This is a genomic window from Oceanisphaera profunda, assembly GCF_002157895.1.
GTDB lineage: Bacteria > Pseudomonadota > Gammaproteobacteria > Enterobacterales > Aeromonadaceae > Oceanimonas > Oceanimonas profunda.
In genome coordinates, this window is record NZ_CP021377.1 from 612,786 (window position 1) to 632,359 (window position 19,574).

Genomic DNA, 19,574 nt, shown 5'->3' on the forward strand with positions numbered 1-19,574 from the left:
ATTAGCGCTCGCGTAAGGCGCTCTGTTTGGCTCTTAATATGGGTTTTAGTAAATAATTAAGTACTGTTTTTTTACCCGTGACGATATCAACCCCCGTTTGCATTCCTGGTATTATTCTCAAAGGGGACGCTTCAGAACCTAAGTAACTGTCTGTGGTGCGCACTGTGGCAATAAAAAAAGGTTTGCCATCTTCATCTTGAATAGAGTCCGCACTGATTTTTTCTACTTCTCCGACTAAGCCGCCATAGATAGTAAAATCATAGGCACTAAATTTAACCATAGCCGTTAATCCGGGTCTTAAAAAGCCAATGTCTTTGGGTTCGATACGGGCTTCAATCAACAGCGTATCTTCAAAGGGTACAATTTCGACCAAATTCATGCCGGGCTGTACCACGCCACCCACGGTATTTATATGTAAGCTTTTAATGGTACCTTTTACCGGTGAGGTCACCGAGGTACGGGTCACTCTGTCTTGTAAACCCACTTCGCCTTGTTGTAGCTGCATCAATCGATTGCGTTTTTCATTCAGTTCATGCTGTGCATCAGAGCGAAAAGTTAACGCCACTTCGGTGCGCTTGGAGATATTCTCTCGTAACGAAGCATCGAGCTTTGGCAGCATAAGCCGGGTGGATTGCAGCTCACCTTGCAACTGATTAAGCTGTCGCTCCAGCCTTAATATTTCCACTTGGGGCACTATGCCCTCTTTAGCGAGCGGCCGACTCATGTTTACCTCTTGGGTAGCCAAGCTCACGCCTCTTTGTAAAGTGTTCACCTTAGCTTTGGTTTCGACTACCTCTTGCTCGCGCTGCTCTATCTGAGTAGCAAAGATAGCGAGCTGATTTTTGATAAAGCTTAGTCGCTCTCTATATAAAGAGCGTTGAAATTCTGGCTGGCCCGGATATTTATCTGCAAAATCGTCGGCAAACTCAAGTGGGCTGTCCACTAAGCGCACCCGCTCACGCCACGCCCGTTTCGACTCTTCTTCAATAGCAATGGCCTTCACTTCGGCGGTTAAACGCTGGGCATCCCCTTGCAGAGCGGCAATCTCTTGCTCTCGCTCCCGTAAGTCTGATAAAAACCGCGTGTCATCAATCAATAATAGCGCTTGGCCTTTTTCTACCTGCTGGCCTTCGCGAATATATAGAGCACGTACTATGCCCCCTTCAAGATTTGACACCATCTGAATTTGGCTGGAAGGGATCACCTTGCCCACACCGGATGTCACCTCCTCCAGTTGGGCAAAATACGCCCACACCAAGGCACTGAGCACAAACAACAGCATCACCCACAACAACGCCTTACCGGCGGTAGGGGTGGTCAATAACACAGCCGCGGCCGTGTCATCCGTATAATCCAATAACTCTGGCGGAACCGTTTTTTTAGCCATTACTCGCCTCCTTCAGCTGCACAGTACCCGCTTGCAGTTGCTGTAAGACTCGTGCCTTAGGGCCGTCAGCTAAAATCCGCCCCTGTTCAAGTACGATCAGCCGATCCACCACCTCTAGCATTGAAGTACGGTGTGTGACTAACAGCAAGGTTTGCTCTGCTTTGAGAGTCTGGAGTTGTTGGCGGATGTAGAGCTCGGAGCGGTTGTCCATGTTAGAGGTGGGTTCATCCATCATTAACAACACAGGATCTCCCAGCCAAGCCCGCGCGATGGCGACGGCTTGACGCTGACCGCCAGATAGCTGGCATCCACCTTCACCCACTTGTTTATCTAAGCCATTGGGGTCTTGATTGGTAAACAAGGTCACGCCAGCCCGTTGGGCGGCTTTTAATACTTGGGCTTCATCGGCTAAAGGGTTAGCAATCACGATATTGTCGCGAATGGTGCCGAAAAAAAGCGTTACATCTTGCGGCACACAGCCAATATTGCGCCTCAGCCCTGCGGGTTGCAGCTGGCCAATATCGATACCATCAATACGCAACGCCCCACCTGTGGGTTTATATAAGCCCGCGATTAAGCGCTCTAGGGTAGTTTTCCCGGAGCCAATACGGCCAATAATGGCCACCTTTTCACCGGCTTTAATGTGCAAGTTAATGTGACTTAAGACATCTTGCTCTGTATTCGGATAGCGAAAGCTCACATCATTAAAAATGATGTCGCCTTTAAATTCAGGATGATGTACATAGCGCTTGCCCGGCTCTTGTTCTTCGGGCGCGATCATAATCTGTTCTAATATGGTCATCGCCGAGCGCGCTTGGTTATAACGGGTCGATAACACCGACAATTGCACCATAGGAGCGATGGCGCGCCCACTGAGCATCACGGCAGCAATCAAGCCGCCCATCGACAGCTCTCCTGCGGCAATCAAATACACGCCCAACACGATTAAACTGACGGTACTAAATTGCTGCACCACGCTGGCAAGGGTCGATATAAAGCTGGTTAAGCGGCGCGTCTTCATGCCCCAGTGCGCAATGTGGCTAACGGCTTGCTCCCAGCGGTGCTGAAAAGCCCCTTGCGCGCCAAATAATTTAATGGTTTCGAGGCCGTAAATGCCTTCAACTAGGTTGGCGTTTTTCTGAGAAGACAAACGCGAGCCTTCTTCAATACTGCGCTTTAGCGGCCCTTGGATCAGCCAGCTCACCCCCAACAGCAGTAACATGGCGATGATGGGCACCCACACCATGTTGCCGGCAAACAGCCAAATAATAATTAAAAATAACAGCGAAAAAGGAATATCAACCAAGGCGGTCACGGTCGCTGAGGTTAAAAAATCACGTACCGACTCAAACTCTTGTAAGTGTTTGGCAAAAGCGCCGGTAGAGGGAGGCTTGGCTTCCATGCGCATGCCCATAACTTTCGAAAATATCTGCGCCGATAACAGCACATCGGACTTTTTACCCGCGATATCAATAAAGTGACTGCGCAACATGCGCAGTACAAAATCAAACACAAATACCACGGCGGCGCCTACCGCCAACACCCAAAGGGAATCAAACGACAGATTGGGCACGATTTTGTCGTATACATTCATGGTGAACAAAGGGGTAACTAAGGCAAATAAGTTGATCAGCAAGGAGCCAATTAACACATCACGATAAATAAAACGAGATTGGCGCAAGGTGCCCCAAAACCAGTGACCTTCTTGAGTATCGAGTACTTTGGGTGCGCGAGCATCAAAGCGAAATTGCGGTTTAATAAAAATAACCTGTCCCGTATAACTGGCGGCTAACTTATCTAGCGTCAGCCATTGTTCGCCCTCGCCGGCAGACGCCAGCAGCACCCGACACTGAGCGGAGTCTTCGTCTAACTCCAGCAGCACGCCCGCCTCCCCCCGCTCTAGTAGCACAATGCAGGGCAATAGCAGCTCAGAAATATCTTCCAGTGCAAAAGGGGCTTGGCGGGCAGACAGCTCAGCACGCTTGGCCGCGCGTGAAAACAGAGTAGGCGTAAGCTTGCCATTAACTAATGGCAAGCCATTAATCAGCGCCTCCCCTTGATAAGGATGGCCATAATACTTTGTTAAAAAAACCAAGCTTTGCAGCAAGGAGTCTTGACCCATCATTGCATCATCCATGATAGCTAGTGTCCTTATTAGAACCACTTGAGACTTAATTTTAGTGAAGTTTTGAGAAAGCGGGCGAAATGCGGAATAAATATTATGCGGCTAGCTGATGAAGCGGATATGTTGGCGTTCTCGGCGAGCTTTCAGCGCAGGCTTAATAATAGCAGGCAAAAAAAATACCGGCACAGGGCCGGTATTTAATTAGAAGTAGTACTTACTTAAAGTACGTTAATCGCATTTAACTCGGTAAATGCCTGCTCTAAGCGCGCTATCATTTGGTTTTGACCTTCACGTAACCACACGCGCGGGTCGTAATATTTTTTGTTTGGCTTATCGTCGCCCTCTGGGTTACCAATTTGGCCTTGCAGATAGTCCTGCTTCTCCTTGTAGTAATCCATTACGCCCACCCAAGTGGCCCACTGAGTGTCGGTGTCGATGTTCATCTTGATCACGCCATAACCGATCGATTCTTTGATCTCTGCCGCCGATGAGCCTGAGCCGCCGTGAAACACGAAGTCCAGCGACTTAGCCGGCAATCCAAATTTTTCAGACACATACTTTTGTGAGTTATCCAAAATCTTTGGCGTCAGCTTAACGTTACCTGGCTTGTACACGCCGTGTACGTTGCCAAACGAAGCAGCGATAGTGAACATATCACTGATGGCAATCAGCTTCTCATAGGCATAGGCCACGTCTTCTGGCTGGGTATAGAGCAGTGAACTGTCCATGCTGGTGTTATCTACGCCGTCTTCTTCGCCGCCGGTGCAACCCAGTTCTATTTCCAGCGTCATGCCAATTTTGCTCATGCGCGCTAAGTACTGGCCGCAGATCTCGATGTTTTCTTCCAGAGACTCTTCAGAAAGATCGATCATGTGCGAGCTAAACAACGGCTTACCGGTTTTGGCAAAGTGTTTTTCACCGGCATCCAACAAGCCATCAATCCACGGCAGCAATTTTTTTGCCGCGTGATCCGTGTGTAGGATCACCGGAATGCCATAGGCTTCAGCCATAGCATGCACATGATGTGCCCCTGAGATAGCGCCTAAAATTGCCGCCTGATGGCCTTCCATCTTTAAGCCTTTACCGGCAAAAAATGCCGCGCCACCGTTAGAAAACTGCACTACAACTGGCGCTTTAACCTTGGCAGCAGCTTCTAATACGGCGTTCACCGAGTCACTGCCCACTACGTTCACCGCTGGCAAAGCAAACTCTTGTTGCTTGGCGATAGCAAAGATCTTTTGCATATCATGGCCACACACCACACCAGGCTTAACCACATCTAAAATTTTCTGGGACATTTCTCGCTCCTCTCTTAAAGCATAAACGGGCGCTACAGACGCAGCGCCCGAGATAAGTCTGTGTTGGGGTTTGGGGTTTAGGCTTTTTTTAACTCAGCCTTTGGCTGTTATGTTTAAGTTCAGCCTTTGGCTCTTTGCTCAAGCATAGCCACGGCGGGTAAGGTTTTGCCTTCTACAAATTCAAGAAAAGCACCGCCGCCGGTAGAAATATAGGAAATTTGCTCTTTAATACCGAATAAGTCGATGGCCGCTAAGGTATCACCGCCGCCCGCGATGGAAAAGGCGTCGCTCTCGGCAATGGCCTTGGCGATGATTTCGGTGCCGGCACGGAAGTTTTCAAACTCAAACACCCCGACCGGGCCATTCCAGATAATGGTTTTGGCATTTTTTAAAATCTCGGCCAGCACGTGAGCGGATTCATCACCGAGATCAAAAATAAGCTCGTTATCTTGTACTTCAGACACGCTTTTTACCGTCGCAACGGCAGTATCAGAAAACTCGGTAGCGGTACGCACATCAGTCGGCAACGGAATGGCACATTTAGCCATCAAGCGCTGGGCTTCGGGGATCAAGTCTTTTTCATATAAAGACTTGCCCACGTTGTGACCGGCGGCGGCCACAAAGGTATTAGAAATACCACCGCCCACCACTAACTGATCGGCAATGGTCGACAGAGATTCTAACACAGTCAGCTTGGTCGAGACTTTCGAGCCGCCCACCACCGCCACTAGCGGACGAGCGGGGTTATCCAAGGCCTTGGCCAGTGCAGTGAGCTCTGCCGACAACAAGGGGCCTGCACAGGCGATGGGCGCAAACTTCGCCACGCCATGAGTGGATGCTTGGGCGCGGTGAGCAGTACCAAACGCGTCCATCACAAACACATCACACAGGGCTGCATATTGGCGCGCTAAGGTTTCGTCGTCTTTTTTCTCGCCCACGTTAAAGCGTACGTTTTCCAATACCACCAGCTCTTGTTCAGCCAGCTCGAGTCCGTTTAAATAATCCGTGGCCAAGCGCACCGGCACGCTCAAGGCTTTTTGTAAATAATCGACCACCGGCTGCAGTGAAAATTCAGCCGCAGACTCGCCTTCTGTCGGACGACCTAAATGCGAGGTCACCATTACCTTGGCGCCTTGCTCAAGCGCGGCTTTAATGGTGGGCAGTGAGGCCAAAATACGTGCGTCTGAGCTGACTACACCGTCTTTAATGGGTACGTTTAAATCGGCACGGATCAGCACTCGTTGATGGGCTAAATCGAGCTCACTCATGTTAATGACAGACATTAGGGCGTCCCTTGTTTGCGGTTAAGTGTATTCAGTTAAATGTAAGGCGGTTAAGTGTTTTTAGTTAGCTGTAGGTGTCTTTAAGCAGATTTTGCGGCGTTCAGCCAAGCTAAACTGGTATCCAACATGCGGTTGGCAAAGCCCCATTCATTATCACACCACATCAGCATCTTGATAAGATTTGCATCACTGACTCGGGTTTGCGTACCATCAATAATCGAGGAATGGGGGTCGTGATTAAAGTCCACCGACACCAGCGGTGCCTCTGTGTAACCCAAGATGCCTTTTAATGGCCCCAGTGCCGCTTCACGCAGTACTTGGTTTACCGCCTCCACCGTCGCCTTGTGCTCAACCAGCACGCTTAAATCCATGGCGGTCACGTTAATGGTGGGCACGCGCACTGAGATGGCTTCAAATTTGCCAGCAAAATGCGGCAAGATGCGCTCCACGCCTTTGGCAAGCTTGGTGTCCACCGGAATAATCGACTGACTGGCGGCGCGGGTGCGACGTAAATCCGAATGATAAGCATCAATCACTTGCTGATCGTTCATCGCCGAGTGAATGGTGGTGATATTACCGCATTTAATATTAAACACCCGGTGCAGTGTTTCGATAACCGGTACCACGCAGTTGGTAGTACAAGAGGCGTTAGAGACCATGGTCTCAAGGCCGGTTAACTGCTGATGATTAACGCCATAGACGATAGTGGCATCTAGGTCGTTATCACCGGGATGGGAAAATAATACTTTTTTGGCGCCGGCACTTAAATGACGCTCGGCGTCCGCTCGGCTCGACAATACGCCCGTGCACTCCAGCACCAAGTCTATGCCCAGCTCACGCCAAGGCAGTTTTGCCGGATCCGCCTCATGACATAAATGGATAATATCATCGGCAATCTCGAACGCATTTGGTAGCAGCGTCACTTCTTCACCAAAGCGACCATGACTGGAGTCATAACGGGTCAGGTGTGCCATGGCTTCTGGCTCAGCCAGCTCATTGATGGCAACAATTTTCATATAAGGCTGCAGACCACGTTCATAAAAAGCCCGCAATATACTGCGACCTATGCGGCCGTAGCCGTTAATGGCGACTCGGATCATCTAATCTGGTTCCTGCTGAGCTCAAAAGTGCACTCCACATTGGTGTGGCGCATTATTCAGGACTCAAGTCTAACGGGGATTCAAAGCAAGGGGAATGGCTGTGGCTGTGATGGGGCGCTAAAAACAACAACCCAGCCGCATTTGCAGCTGGGTTTAAAGTAATAACACCTGTTATGCACCTTCCAGCGCTAAATCCGTAGACTCAAGTATGACCTTCGATGGCTCGGCTTGTTGTTGTAACCAACACAACAAACTGGCGGGATAACAATCGTCTGCAGTCCATATGCAAGGCGTTGTGATAGCAACAGCAGTATTTTTTTGCGCAACATAGTCCATTATGTAGCCCTCTTACTATTGAGTGATCATGATGTTAGCTGGTTAATCTCAACACTGAGCTTGTAGCCTAACACCCAATATTGACACTGCGATGACAGCGCAATACCCACTAAGCATAGCTAATCACGGCTCTCTTGCCAGCTTCGCACGTAAAGCCGCCCTTTAATCAACGGCTGATTAAAGGGCTATGAAGATAGTGTTAGTAAGGAGTAATGAGGCTTTTAGTCTCGTAGCTAGTGAGGCACCAGTATTGACTCTTCTTCCCCGATTTCGAGCTCTGGCTCTGGTAAATCTAGCTCCATTTGACAGGCTTGCGCTTGGGCAATTTCTTCTGCTTCTAAGTGCGGATAAATCTCTTCTTCTGGCACATCCACAAATTCTTCGTTTCGCGGATCCAGTTCGCTGATCACACCCACGGTTTCTGCGGAGCTCGGAATATATTGCGCCTGATCTTCTACTTCCACCACCCGGGATCTCAAACTCCACATCCAAGTATAAGAGCCCAACAAGAGCGCGATAGCACCACAGCCATAATACAAACCTTGCGCACCAAACCACGACATCATACTGGAGCTAAACAAGGGCCCCAAAGTACTGCCTAGGCCATAGCTCAGCAGCAAAGTCGTGCTGGCCGCCACTATATGTTGAGCTTCCATACGGTCATTGGTAATGGCCACCGCCACCGGATAAATGGCCGCCACCATGCCCATATAGAGCGCCGAAAAACCAATTAAAAAGCCCAGATGATAAGGCCCAGCCAACACCACGCCCAGCGCACTCACCGCCACTAAAGCATTAATCCACACCATGATTTTGCTGCGATCTAAGCGGTCGCATAAGCGGCCCAGCGGCAAGGCAAAAATAATAAAGGCGAACACTGAGGCGGCCATAAAGTAGGATAATTGTTCCACTTTAAGCCCCACATTAATGGCATAAACCGGTGCCATGGCGTAGAAACTACTGATCAGCATGCCACTGCACAGCGCCGCCAATAAGCCCACCGGCGCCTCTTTAATAATGGCCTTTACGCTGATGCGCTCGTTGTGCTCTATGGTGGGGGCATCCATGCGACTCAACGATAAAGGTACTAAGGCGGCGATCAGCACTATAGCGCCGAGCGTAAAAGGGATATACGCCATCGGGTCAATAAAGCCGATCAATAACTGACCGGCGGTGGCCGCCAAGTAAGTACAAATTTGGTAAGAGAAAAACAAAGTAGCGCGGTTATCGTTGCTGGCCACAGCGCTAAACCAGCTTTCAATCACGATAAAACAGCCGGCCACGGCAATACCGCCAAAAGCGCGTAATAAAGACCACAGCAAGATGCTGTCGGTAAGCGGGAAGATTAGTGTCGAGCTGGCCAAGAAGGCACTAAACACGGCGAAGGCGCGAATATGGCCCACTCGCTTAATCACTCTAGGGCCATATAAAGAGCCCAACACGAAGCCCACTGAGTAGCACACCATAATGCTACCAATCAGCGTCGGTTCAACGCCTTTAAGGCCTAAATTAACGCCGAGCAAGGTCATCACAAAGGTGTTGCCACCCATAAGTAAGAAGACACTGAAAATTAACGCAGACAGCGAAATAACCAAACGTGTAAGCATGCCAACCCTATTCGTAAAGTTAAGTGAGTGGAGTGGTAATAACGATTGCGAAAACAAGTGAAAAATAACAGCTAAGAGTGACAGTATTCACCCAGACTAAACAGCGGCGTGGATAAACTTTCGATGTAAAACGTGAAGGGACGGGTGTTTTGTACCCGCAACAGTGAGCCACTATCTTGCCGGTAGAATAATGGCAGACAGTGTTGGTCACCTGTATCGGCAAACCAGTATTGATGGCGCTTAAATTTTAGGGTTAAAAAAATCCCCAGCTAGGCTGGGGATTTTTGTGCTCGTCTGACTGTATTCCTCAAACCAAGGGCCTAGGCCAATGAGTAGAGGCTGCTTTAAGCCTGTTGAGCTTTCAGCTTACGACGATAAGCGTGCAGCAGTGGCTCAGTATAACCACTTGGCTGAGTGCGACCTTCCAGTACTAAGTCACAAGCCGCTTTAAAGGCGATGCCATCAAAGCTTGGTGCCATATTGGTGTACTTAGTATCACCGGCGTTTTGCTGGTCAACTATGGCGGCCATGCGTTTCATGGACTCCATCACCTGCTCTTCGTTCAAGATACCGTGACGCAACCAGTTAGCAATGTGCTGGGCTGAGATACGCAAGGTAGCACGGTCTTCCATCAGGCCCACATCATTAATGTCTGGCACTTTGGACACACCCACACCTTGGTCAATCCAACGCACCACATAACCCAACAGGCCTTGCGCATTGTTATCCAGTTCATGCTGGATTTCAGCGGCAGTTAGGCTGTCTTTTGCTTCTTGAGTCAGCAAAGGAATGGTCAACAGTGCATTTAAGCTAGCTGCTTCGCGAGACTTCAGCTCGTCTTGACGGTCATGCACATTCACCTGATGGTAATGGGTAGCGTGCAAGGTAGCGGCCGTTGGCGAAGGTACCCAAGCGGTGTTAGCACCGGCTAAGGGATGCACAATTTTGGTTTCGAGCATTTCGGCCATTTTATCTGGAATAGCCCACATGCCTTTACCAATTTGTGCTTTGCCTTGTAAGCCCGTTGCCAAACCCACATCTACGTTGTTATTTTCGTAGGCGCTGAGCCAGGCTTGCTTGCGCATATTGCCTTTGCGTACCACAGGGCCCGCTTCCATGCTGGTGTGAATTTCATCACCAGTACGGTCAAGGAAACCGGTGTTAATAAACACCGCACGCTCTTTCGCTTCGGCAATACAGGCCTTGAGGTTAACACTGGTGCGGCGCTCTTCGTCCATAATACCCACTTTCAGGGTGTTATGAGCCAAGCCCAGCACTTGCTCGGTGCGCTCAAACAGCTCACAAGCAAAGGCTACTTCTTCAGGACCGTGCATCTTCGGCTTAACGATATACACGCTGCCAGTGCGGGAGTTACGGAACTCGCTGTTGCCTTTCAAGTCGTGCATCGCAATCAGGCTGGTCACCAGCGCATCAAGAATGCCTTCTGGTACTTCATTGCCGTCTTTATCCAGTACCGCTTCGTTGGTCATCAAGTGACCCACGTTACGTACGAACAACAAGCTACGACCGTGCAAACGGAAGGCTTCACCGTTCGGGTTTAGGTACTCGCGGTCTGGATTCAGGCTACGAGTGAACTCTTTATCGCCTTTTTTGATCTTCTCGGTCAGGGTACCCTTCATCAGGCCCAACCAATTGCGATACACGCCCACTTTGTCTTCAGCATCAACGGCGGCGATGGAATCTTCGCAGTCCATGATGGTAGATAACGCAGCTTCCAGCACTAAGTCTTTAATGCCGGCTTTGTCAGTGGCGCCCACTTGGCTGTTAGGGTCGAATTGCAGTTCGATATGAATACCGTTGTTTCGGATCAATACCGAGCTGGGAGCGGCGGTGTCGCCGTTATAGCCCACAAACTTGCTGTTATCAGCTAAGCTCGTCACTTCGCCATTTTCCAGCGTAATCTGCAGTGCACCGTTTACGATGGCGTAAGCGGTCGCATCTGCGTGGCTGCCCACTGCTAAAGGTGCAGCTTGGTTCAGCAGATTGCGACCCCAAGCGACGACTTTAGCGGCGCGAGCTGGATTAAAATCTTTGGTTTTTTCTGCGCCATCTTTATCAGAAATAGCGTCACTGCCGTAAAGGGCGTCATACAAGCTACCCCAACGAGCGTTCGCGGCATTGAGCGCGAAGCGAGCATTGTTCACAGGCACCACCAGTTGCGGGCCGGCTAAAGTAGCCAGTTCAGCGTCAACGTTAGTGGTGGTAATGGCGAAGTCTGCTGCAGCCGGCAATAAATAGCCGATGTCAGTTAAGAATTGCTTGTAAGTTGCCGCATCAAACGAAGAACCGGCATTAGCTTGGTGCCATTCATCGATTTGGTGTTGCAAGGTTTCCCGCTTTTCTAGCAGAGCGCGGTTTTTAGGAGCCAAATCGTTAACGATCTGTTCCATACCTGCCCAAAATGCTGCTGGCTCAACACCAGTGCCGGGAATAATTTCGTTTACTACCAGATCATGAAGAACGGTAGCAACTTGTAAAGTGCCGAGATGAGTACGTTCCGTCATATTTTTCTTCTTCTATTCTAGTTGTCAGTAGTGTGTTTAAGACCGATTACTAACCCTAATCGCTTGGTTTCATAGTTTACCCCTTGTAGGGAGTCAGAGGCAAAAATGAATTGCTATTAGTAACAGCGCAATCTATGCCAATTGTGCATAAATATTCACTACGTGAATTAAAACACTTTAAATTCAACCACATAGACAAATATAAAATAAAAAACAATTTGACCATAAACTCAGCATTTTCTTTCATGCAACGATAACTTTCGCTTTTATTGCCAAAAGTACACCCAGTAATGTTAGGGCTACTCGCCACATCAATCACACAGGGTGGCGTAAAGTTACGAGCGCGCTTGGGTTTTAGTCTAATAAATTGTAAATATCTTCGTCACTGCGGTGGCGCACATCTTTGCCTTTCACAAAATAAATGATGTATTCACACAGGTGCTGCACGCGGTCCCCTACCCGCTCTAGCGAGCGTACACACCAGAGTACTTTGAGCACCTGCGGGATCGATCGCGGATCCTCCATCATAAATGTCATCAGCTCACGTACTATAGACTCATAATCACGATTCAGCTGACTATCTTGTTTGTGCACTGCAATAGCCGCCGTTAAGTCCATACGTGCAAACGCATCCAAGCCTTGATGCAGCATGCTCACCGCGCGCCGTCCCATATTTTCAATCGACACCAAAGGCGGCTGTGGTTGATCGGCATTATCGATGACCATACGGCTAATGCGCTTAGCAGCATCGCCGATCCGCTCTAAATCAGTAATGGTTTTTAGCACCACCAATACCAGTCGTAAATCCGACGCGGCGGGCTGGCGTTTAGCGATAATGCGGGTGCAGTCTTCGGCTATCTCTACTTCAAGCGCGTTAACCTCTTGGTCTCTAGCGACAGTTTGGCGCGCCAGATCGAGATCTTGTTTGTGCATCGCAGTAATAGCATCACTGAGCTGTTGCTCAACCAAGCCGCCCATCACCAGCACCTGATTACGCACCTCTTCGAGCTCCGCATTAAACTGGCCAGAAATATGTTTATTGAGTTTTTGCTGATTCATCTGCTGGTTCCTTAACCGTAGCGACCGGTAATGTAGTCTTCGGTCTTCTTTTTAGCCGGCGTGGTAAACAAGGTATTGGTGTCTGTGTATTCAATCAGCTCCCCCATATACATAAACGCCGTGTTGTCAGACACCCGCGCCGCTTGTTGCATATTGTGGGTGACGATGACCACCGTAAACTGATCTTTTAAGGTGTGGATCAACTCTTCAATCACCAAGGTCGAAATCGGATCCAAGGCCGAAGTAGGCTCATCGAGTAATAACACTTCAGGCTCGATAGCAATGGCGCGCGCTATCACCAAACGCTGTTGCTGACCGCCAGACAGGCCAAAGGCATTTTCATGCAATCTATCTTTAGCCTCATCCCACAATGCCGCACCGCGCAGCGATCGCTCCACCGCATCATCCAGTCGGCGGCGGTCGTTGATCCCTTGCAGGCGCAAACCGTACACCACATTTTCATAAATGGTCTTCGGGAAAGGGTTGGGCCGCTGAAACACCATGCCCACCCGACGGCGCAAAGCCGCCACATCCACACTTTTGTGGTAGATATTTTGCTCGTGTAACAGGATCTCGCCTTCTATGCGGCAATGATCTACTAAATCGTTCATGCGATTAATACACCGCAGCAAGGTTGACTTACCACAGCCCGAAGGCCCGATAAAGGCCGTGACCTGACCTTTGGCAATGTTCATATTGACGTCAAATAACGCCTGCTTCCCACCATAGAATAAATTCAGGTTACGTATTTCCAATGCTTTTTGCTCCGCACTCAAGCCCTGCGGTGCTAGCGATATATTCTGCTGTTGACTCATGTGCTGACTGTTAGGCATGGCGATGTTCATCATATTATTACCTCAAACTGGGGTCTCTGGCGCAAGCTAATCACAGGCGCACCGCTTATTGATCGAGAGAGCGGAATTTTTCCCGCAGGTGATTACGAATGCCAATGGCCGTCAAGTTCAGCCCCACTATTACCGTAACCAACAAGAAAGAAGTGGCGTAAACCAAAGGCCGTGCCGCCTCTACGTTCGGGCTTTGAAAGCCTACGTCGTAGATATGAAAGCCCAAGTGCATGAATTTTCGCTCTACATGTAGAAAAGGGAAGTTACCGTCTACCGGCAAGTTCGGCGCCAGCTTTACCACTCCCACTAGCATCAAGGGGGCGACCTCTCCCGCCGCACGGGCAATGGCCAAAATAAGTCCGGTCATAATCGCAGGGCTGGCCATGGGGATCACGATGCGCCATAAGGTTTCCGCTTTGGTCGCGCCCAAGGCCAGTGAGCCTTGGCGTACCGAGCTGGGTATGCGCGACAAGCCCTCTTCGGTAGAGACGATGACCACCGGCAAGGTTAAAATCGCCAGCGTTAACGCGGACCACAACACCCCAGGCGAGCCAAAGGTCGGCGTAGGCAAGGATTCCGGATAAAACAGCTGATCCAGCGAGCCGCCAACCATATACACGAAGAAGCCCAAACCAAACACGCCATAGACGATGGACGGCACCCCAGCTAAGTTGATCACGGCGATGCGGATCATTTTGGTCAGGTTATTTTTGCCCGCATATTCGTGCAGATAAATCGCCGCCACCACACCCAGCGGCGTGACGATAATGGCCATCAAGATCACCATAAAAACGGTGCCAAAGATGGCGGGAAACACGCCGCCTTCGGTGTTGGCTTCACGCGGCTCACCGCTCACAAACTTACCTATTTGTGAGAACCAGTGCAGTGCCTTGGCCAGGGTGCCCATGTCATTGGGCCAAGTGGCATCCAATACGCTACCCAACGACAAGGTGACCGACTCGCCGCGCATATCACGCACCACAATATTATCGCGCTGCGCCTCGGTGCGCAGTGCAAATAACTGCTTCTCTAACACTTGATAATCGGCTCTAAGCTGCTGCTCCTGACTGCGAATTTCTGCCAAGGCGCTCTCTGTGGCCGTTCCTTCGAGCTCTAAGCGGCGCTGCTTTAGGCGGAGCTGTTCAAGCTGATAGCTAATGCTGCCAATATCGCCTCTTTGTAAGGATTTCATCTCACGGTTAAGTTTCTGTACCCGCTCCAAGCGGCTATTCAACTGCTCACGCAAGTCACCACTTACCGCATTGTCACCTTGGCGCACCTGCTCCAGATACCCGTAAAAGTTGCCGTTATTTGAGCGCTCTAACACCACTAAATCAGCGGGCTGCGCCCGAGACGCAATATTGGTTTCCAGTAACCAGCGAAAATCTAGCGGTACAAACTCCCGGTTACCGGTTTTAATTAAAAAACGCGTTAAGGTCTCAGCCGTCACCCCTTCCATGGCCAAACCAGCACCACGCAGCTGCGCCAGTGACACTTGCTCGCGATCATGAATTTCACCAATCACCGTGTACTGCTCGCCTGCCGGCGTACTCACCTGCCACTCATAGATACTGTGCGGCCAGAAAAAGGTCAGCCCGCGCCAGCCAATCAGCAGTAATAAACCCAATACCGCCACCAAACTGACGCTCACGGCACCGCCGGTCATCCAGATCCAAGGCGCGCCCGATTTAAACCATTTATTCATGTGGTCCGCCCCTACATTGAACTGTATTTGTCACGCAGTCGCTGGCGAACAAACTCAGCAACCGTGTTAAACATGAAAGTGAAAATAAACAGCACGAACGCGGCCAAGAACAACACTCGGTAATGTGAGCTGTTGACTTCCGCCTCCGGCATTTCCACCGCTATATTGGCCGCCAAGGTGCGCATGCCGCTAAAGATACTGAGATCCATCACAGGAGTGTTGCCGGTGGCCATCAGCACTATCATGGTTTCGCCCACCGCTCGGCCTAAGCCCATCATCACGGCGGAGAAAATACCCGGACTGGCGGTCAGCATGACCACACGGGTCAGGGTTTGCCAAGTCGTAGCACCCAGCGCCAAAGAGCCGTTAGTTAAATGCCGGGGTACCGAAAATACCGCATCTTCAGCAATGGAGAAGATGGTGGGAATAACCGCAAAGCCCATGGCGATACCCACCACCAGAGAGTTGCGTTGATCAAAGCCTATGCCCAGTTCGTTAGTCAAAAAGCCGCGGGCGTCACCGCCAAACAACACGTCTTCTACCCAAGGGCTTAAGGCAAAAGAGCTCCAGCCAACCAAGATCACCAGCGGCAGCAAGATAATGCATTGCCAACCTTCCGGCACCCAATTGCGCAAAGACTTAGGCAGGTGATGCCAAGCAAAGGCCATTACCAAAATCGACACCGGTAACATCACCAGCAAGATCACCATGCCCGGCAAATGACCTTCAATTAAGGGCGCCAGCCAAAGTCCGGCCAAAAAGCCCAAAATTACCGTTGGCAGGGCTTCCATGATCTCCACCGTCGGCTTGACCACTTTGCGCAGGCCCGACGACATAAAGTAAGCGGTGTACACAGCACCGGCAATGGCAATAGGGATGGCAAACAACAGCGCATAGAATGCCGCTTTCAGGGTACCAAACGAGATAGGCACCAAGCTCAACTTAGACTCAAAGTCACTGCTACCCGAGGTGGACTGCCACACATACTGAGGCTCTGGGTAGCCTTCGTACCACACCTTGGTCCAGAGTGCGCGCCAGGTGACTTCGGGATGTTCATTTTCCACATAAAAGGTGGAAACAGTGTCGCCGCTTTGCATCAACAACATGGAGTTGCGCGGCGACATGGCCAGCGCAGACACCGGCGACTCAGCTAAGGGAGCAGAAAACAGTCGCGAGCCACCGGTAGTGTGGAAAATATCTAAGCTGCCCGTGCTGGACGTGGTAATAAATCCTTTACGATTTATCTCAGAAGTAATTTGGGTCACTGCACCTTGGGTGGCAAAGTCGCGAATAAAAATAAACTCACGCTTGCCGTCACGCGCCACTTCAAACCACTGAGATATTTTACCGTTATCGTTGGCCACCAAAATCGAGTTACCGCCCGACAATAGGCTTAAGGTGGTAATATTGGCGCCTTTGGCATTCATGGTCAGTACGTTGCGCAGCGCCACTTTATTGAGATTACGCACATCAAACACATACACTTCGTTTTTGCTGCGCGCAAACAAGAAGCGCAGATTCGGCGTTAGCAATAACTGATCCACGTCACTGGGCAAACCAGGGATCTCGACGTGAGTCGAGTTGAGCTCCACTTCACCGGTTATAAAGTTTTCTTTACCGGCAAAGCGCGTCAGCACGCCACGCCCCAACTCGGTAATGCCGGCTACCAGCAAGTCTTGACCTTGGCTGGCCACACTAAGCTGAGTAAGGCTCTGCCCCGCCTCGTCCACCACCAAGGGTTGCTCGCCAAACGGAAAGGTTACTTGCGGCTCAATGGTGCGAATATTATCCGGATAACTGACATTAAACTTAGGCGTCAGCACCATAATGGTGCCGTCAATCAGGCCATAGGCCACCATATTATGACTAATGCTGCGGGCAACACTGGTCACCTCGCGGTCGATATTCAGGCTATGAACGCGCTTACCCTGTTGCGGCAGAGAATAGAAGTCGACGTCACCTTGATCGTTAAAGCGATACACCAACTCATTTTGCTCTTCTACCCCCAACAACACCGTCTCGCCCAACTCACGGCTAATGCCTGAGCCTGCACCGGGTTCTTGCAAGCTAAACTCAGCACCCGGCTCCACCCGCGCACTGTCAAAAATGGGTTTAACCACATAGAGCAGATATAAGAAAATCAATAATAAGGTCACCAGCACCAAAATGCCGCCGGTGGTCACGCCGATTTGCGCGATACGGTCTTTCAACCAGCGCTTGCGACTGCCCGACAAAGCAAGGGCTTGGGCTTGAGTTTGGGTTGACATGGGTCCACCTCGATAAATATCCAGTGGCGCTTATTGTAGGGGCAAGATATGACAACTATGTGACAAGCCATGTGACAGTGGCAGATAAGCCTATTAGGCGTGAGACGTGAGGAAACAATAAAGCGCCAAGCACAAGAGGCCGTCTTTAGCCGGCCGGTTTTGTGCAACAAAACTTGAGCGCTTAATGGTAAAGGCAAACCTGCGGTGCGGATATCTGCATATTGCACGGCTGCAGGTTCAGCTGTAGGCGATGCTTTAGCTTCGCTAATGTGGCGTAGTCACATCGCAACGCCAATATTTCATGTCCCTCTATAGCCAAATTTATAGCCAAATTCATTCATGGCCAAGGAAGAAGATGTGCGTCAGATCCGGCCTTGCCGGATTTCGCGGCTAAAGCCGGCGACTACATTCGTGCTGTATGTTGAACTCTGCGGGATGTCTCTTATTCAGAGCTTCCTGCCTGCTGAGCCCGTGTTAAAAGCCGCGCCGCTTTATGCTCGGCGCGGCGGCGTTTAAAAAAAGCGCTCAGTTGGTTGGCACAGTCTTGCTCTAACACGCCCGACTGCCAGCTGATTCTGTGGTTTAAGCCAGGCGTGGCCAACAGCTGTAAATTCGAGTCTACGGCACCGGTTTTGGCATCCGCAGCGCCATACACTAATCGTGCAATACGACTGTGCACCATGGCACCTGCGCACATCATGCACGGCTCAAGCGTCACATATAAAGTGCAGTCCAACAGCCGATAATTGCCTAAAGCCAGTCCCGCTTGGCGCAGCGCCATAATCTCTGCATGGGCCGTGGCATCGTGGCTACCAATAGACTGGTTCCAACCCTCGGCGATGCATTGCCCTTGGTAGACCACCAAGGCGCCCACCGGCACCTCGTCTTGCGCTTCGGCTTTTGCCGCCAAGCGCATGGCTTGGCCCATCCAATATTGGTCTTGTTCGTGTTGGTTCATCGCTAGCTCTTTTAGGTTCATCAGCACTTTATTTCAGTTTATTTAGCAAGACGTCGCTCTTAATTAAGACTGCCGCTTCTACAGGCCGCCCAGTATGACAAAATAGTGCGTTGCAGAAAACAGGCCGCAGAACACCATCATAGGGCTAAAGCACGGCCGCGTGATGAAGCGGGTACCGGTTTCGTGAGCGTAAAAAAGCGAAGCCTGCAGCTAACATGCACGAAAACGGCCCATAACGGATAAGAAAGCAGCAAACGAACGGGAAATAACAAAAGGAGCTTGCGCCCTTTAATCCAGCCTTATATAGTTGGCTCCGATTCGGCGTGTAGCGCAGCTTGGTAGCGCACTAGCATGGGGTGTTAGGGGTCGGAGGTTCGAATCCTCTCACGCCGACCAAATCAAATAAAAAACCCACCTCTGGTGGGTTTTTTATTGCCTGCTTTTCAAAACCGTAGCGCGATCCTGACTAATTATAATCTACAGCATAGCGACTATCCCTGCGCTCACAACAAAAAACGCGACCGAGATACGGTCGCGTTTTTTGTTAAAGTAAAGTCTCGAAAATTCTGAAAAGCTAAGCTTATATTTTACTTTCCATCAGCAATACTGGCACTCGCTCACCTTTACGCTCTAACTCTCTTTGCTCGACAAAGCTAAAGCCCACGCGCTCAAAAAAAGGCCGAGCAGTAATGCTGGCTTCACAATAGAGCTGTTGCAAGCCGCGGGCGCCCGCTTCGGCTTTAAGGCGCTGCATTAAAGCGCGCCCCACACCCACACCTTGATGGGCGTGATGCACGTAAAATAAATCAATACGCCCGTCTTCGGCCAATTCGGCAAAGCCGAGTAGCTCTCGGCCCTCGGTGGCCACGATAGGATGAGTGCGAATAAAGCGACTCACCCAATGGGGCGCATCATATTCATCGGGCGCCCACACCACGAGTTCATCGTGGCTGTAATCCGCCTGATTAATGCGGTGCACGGTATCGTGGAGCAAACGCCAAATGCTGCCGGCCTCACCACTGCGGATTTTTCTGATTTCCATGTCGACTCCTGCCGCTACCTTGTGCGCCTAAACTGGC

Annotated in this window: 13 protein-coding genes and 1 tRNA gene; 1 reads left to right on the forward strand and 13 read right to left on the reverse strand. The window is 50.4% G+C overall.

The features are described from left to right. Nucleotide 1: 1 nt before the first annotated feature. From CBP31_RS02705 to tadA, 12 genes are all read right to left on the reverse strand, one after another. The gene (locus tag CBP31_RS02705; RefSeq protein WP_087034762.1) at nucleotides 2-1,387 is read right to left on the reverse strand and encodes an HlyD family type I secretion periplasmic adaptor subunit; all 1,386 of its coding nucleotides are present in this window, start codon (nucleotides 1,385-1,387) and stop codon (nucleotides 2-4) included. Next, nucleotides 1,380-3,524 (reverse strand): type I secretion system permease/ATPase, encoded by a 2,145-nt coding sequence (locus CBP31_RS02710; protein ID WP_087034763.1) that lies wholly within the window; start codon nucleotides 3,522-3,524, stop codon nucleotides 1,380-1,382. The genes CBP31_RS02705 and CBP31_RS02710 overlap by 8 nt, the downstream gene beginning before the upstream one ends. A 206-nt stretch (nucleotides 3,525-3,730) precedes the next feature. Further along, nucleotides 3,731-4,810 carry a class II fructose-bisphosphate aldolase gene (gene fbaA, locus CBP31_RS02715; RefSeq protein WP_087034764.1) on the reverse strand — a complete coding sequence of 360 codons (1,080 nt, stop codon included), beginning with the start codon at nucleotides 4,808-4,810 and terminating at the stop codon, nucleotides 3,731-3,733. A 119-nt stretch (nucleotides 4,811-4,929) separates the two neighbouring features. Next, complete coding sequence (locus CBP31_RS02720) at nucleotides 4,930-6,093, reverse strand: phosphoglycerate kinase (protein ID WP_087034765.1); 1,164 nt, start codon at nucleotides 6,091-6,093, stop codon at nucleotides 4,930-4,932. An 80-nt stretch (nucleotides 6,094-6,173) separates the two neighbouring features. Next, nucleotides 6,174-7,193, reverse strand: a complete 1,020-nt coding sequence (epd, locus tag CBP31_RS02725; protein WP_087034766.1) for an erythrose-4-phosphate dehydrogenase — start codon at nucleotides 7,191-7,193, stop codon at nucleotides 6,174-6,176. 569 nt (nucleotides 7,194-7,762) lie between these two features. Then, nucleotides 7,763-9,136, reverse strand: a complete 1,374-nt coding sequence (locus CBP31_RS02730) for an MFS transporter (RefSeq protein WP_087034767.1) — start codon at nucleotides 9,134-9,136, stop codon at nucleotides 7,763-7,765. 344 nt (nucleotides 9,137-9,480) lie between these two features. After that, nucleotides 9,481-11,661 carry a malate synthase G gene (locus CBP31_RS02735; RefSeq protein ID WP_087034768.1) on the reverse strand — a complete coding sequence of 727 codons (2,181 nt, stop codon included), beginning with the start codon at nucleotides 11,659-11,661 and terminating at the stop codon, nucleotides 9,481-9,483. 354 nt (nucleotides 11,662-12,015) lie between these two features. Next, complete coding sequence (gene phoU, locus CBP31_RS02740) at nucleotides 12,016-12,720, reverse strand: phosphate signaling complex protein PhoU (protein ID WP_087034769.1); 705 nt, start codon at nucleotides 12,718-12,720, stop codon at nucleotides 12,016-12,018. A gap of 11 nt (nucleotides 12,721-12,731) precedes the next feature. Continuing rightward, complete coding sequence (gene pstB, locus CBP31_RS02745; protein ID WP_087034770.1) at nucleotides 12,732-13,568, reverse strand: phosphate ABC transporter ATP-binding protein PstB; 837 nt, start codon at nucleotides 13,566-13,568, stop codon at nucleotides 12,732-12,734. 52 nt (nucleotides 13,569-13,620) lie between these two features. After that, nucleotides 13,621-15,270 carry a phosphate ABC transporter permease PstA gene (pstA, locus tag CBP31_RS02750; protein WP_087034771.1) on the reverse strand — a complete coding sequence of 550 codons (1,650 nt, stop codon included), beginning with the start codon at nucleotides 15,268-15,270 and terminating at the stop codon, nucleotides 13,621-13,623. A gap of 11 nt (nucleotides 15,271-15,281) precedes the next feature. Continuing rightward, complete coding sequence (locus CBP31_RS02755; RefSeq protein ID WP_087034772.1) at nucleotides 15,282-17,537, reverse strand: ABC transporter permease subunit; 2,256 nt, start codon at nucleotides 17,535-17,537, stop codon at nucleotides 15,282-15,284. A 442-nt stretch (nucleotides 17,538-17,979) separates the two neighbouring features. Beyond that, nucleotides 17,980-18,495: a tRNA adenosine(34) deaminase TadA gene (gene tadA, locus CBP31_RS02760; protein WP_087034773.1), complete on the reverse strand. Its 516-nt coding sequence runs from the start codon at nucleotides 18,493-18,495 to the stop codon at nucleotides 17,980-17,982. A 319-nt stretch (nucleotides 18,496-18,814) separates the two neighbouring features. Between tadA and CBP31_RS02765 the strand changes: the two genes are divergently transcribed. Beyond that, nucleotides 18,815-18,891 (forward strand) — tRNA-Pro (locus tag CBP31_RS02765). A 184-nt stretch (nucleotides 18,892-19,075) separates the two neighbouring features. On the opposite strand, the gene CBP31_RS02770 is transcribed toward CBP31_RS02765, so the two are convergent. After that, entirely contained in the window at nucleotides 19,076-19,537 is a 462-nt protein-coding gene (locus CBP31_RS02770; RefSeq protein WP_087034774.1) for a GNAT family N-acetyltransferase, read from the reverse strand. Nucleotides 19,538-19,574 lie beyond the last annotated feature (37 nt).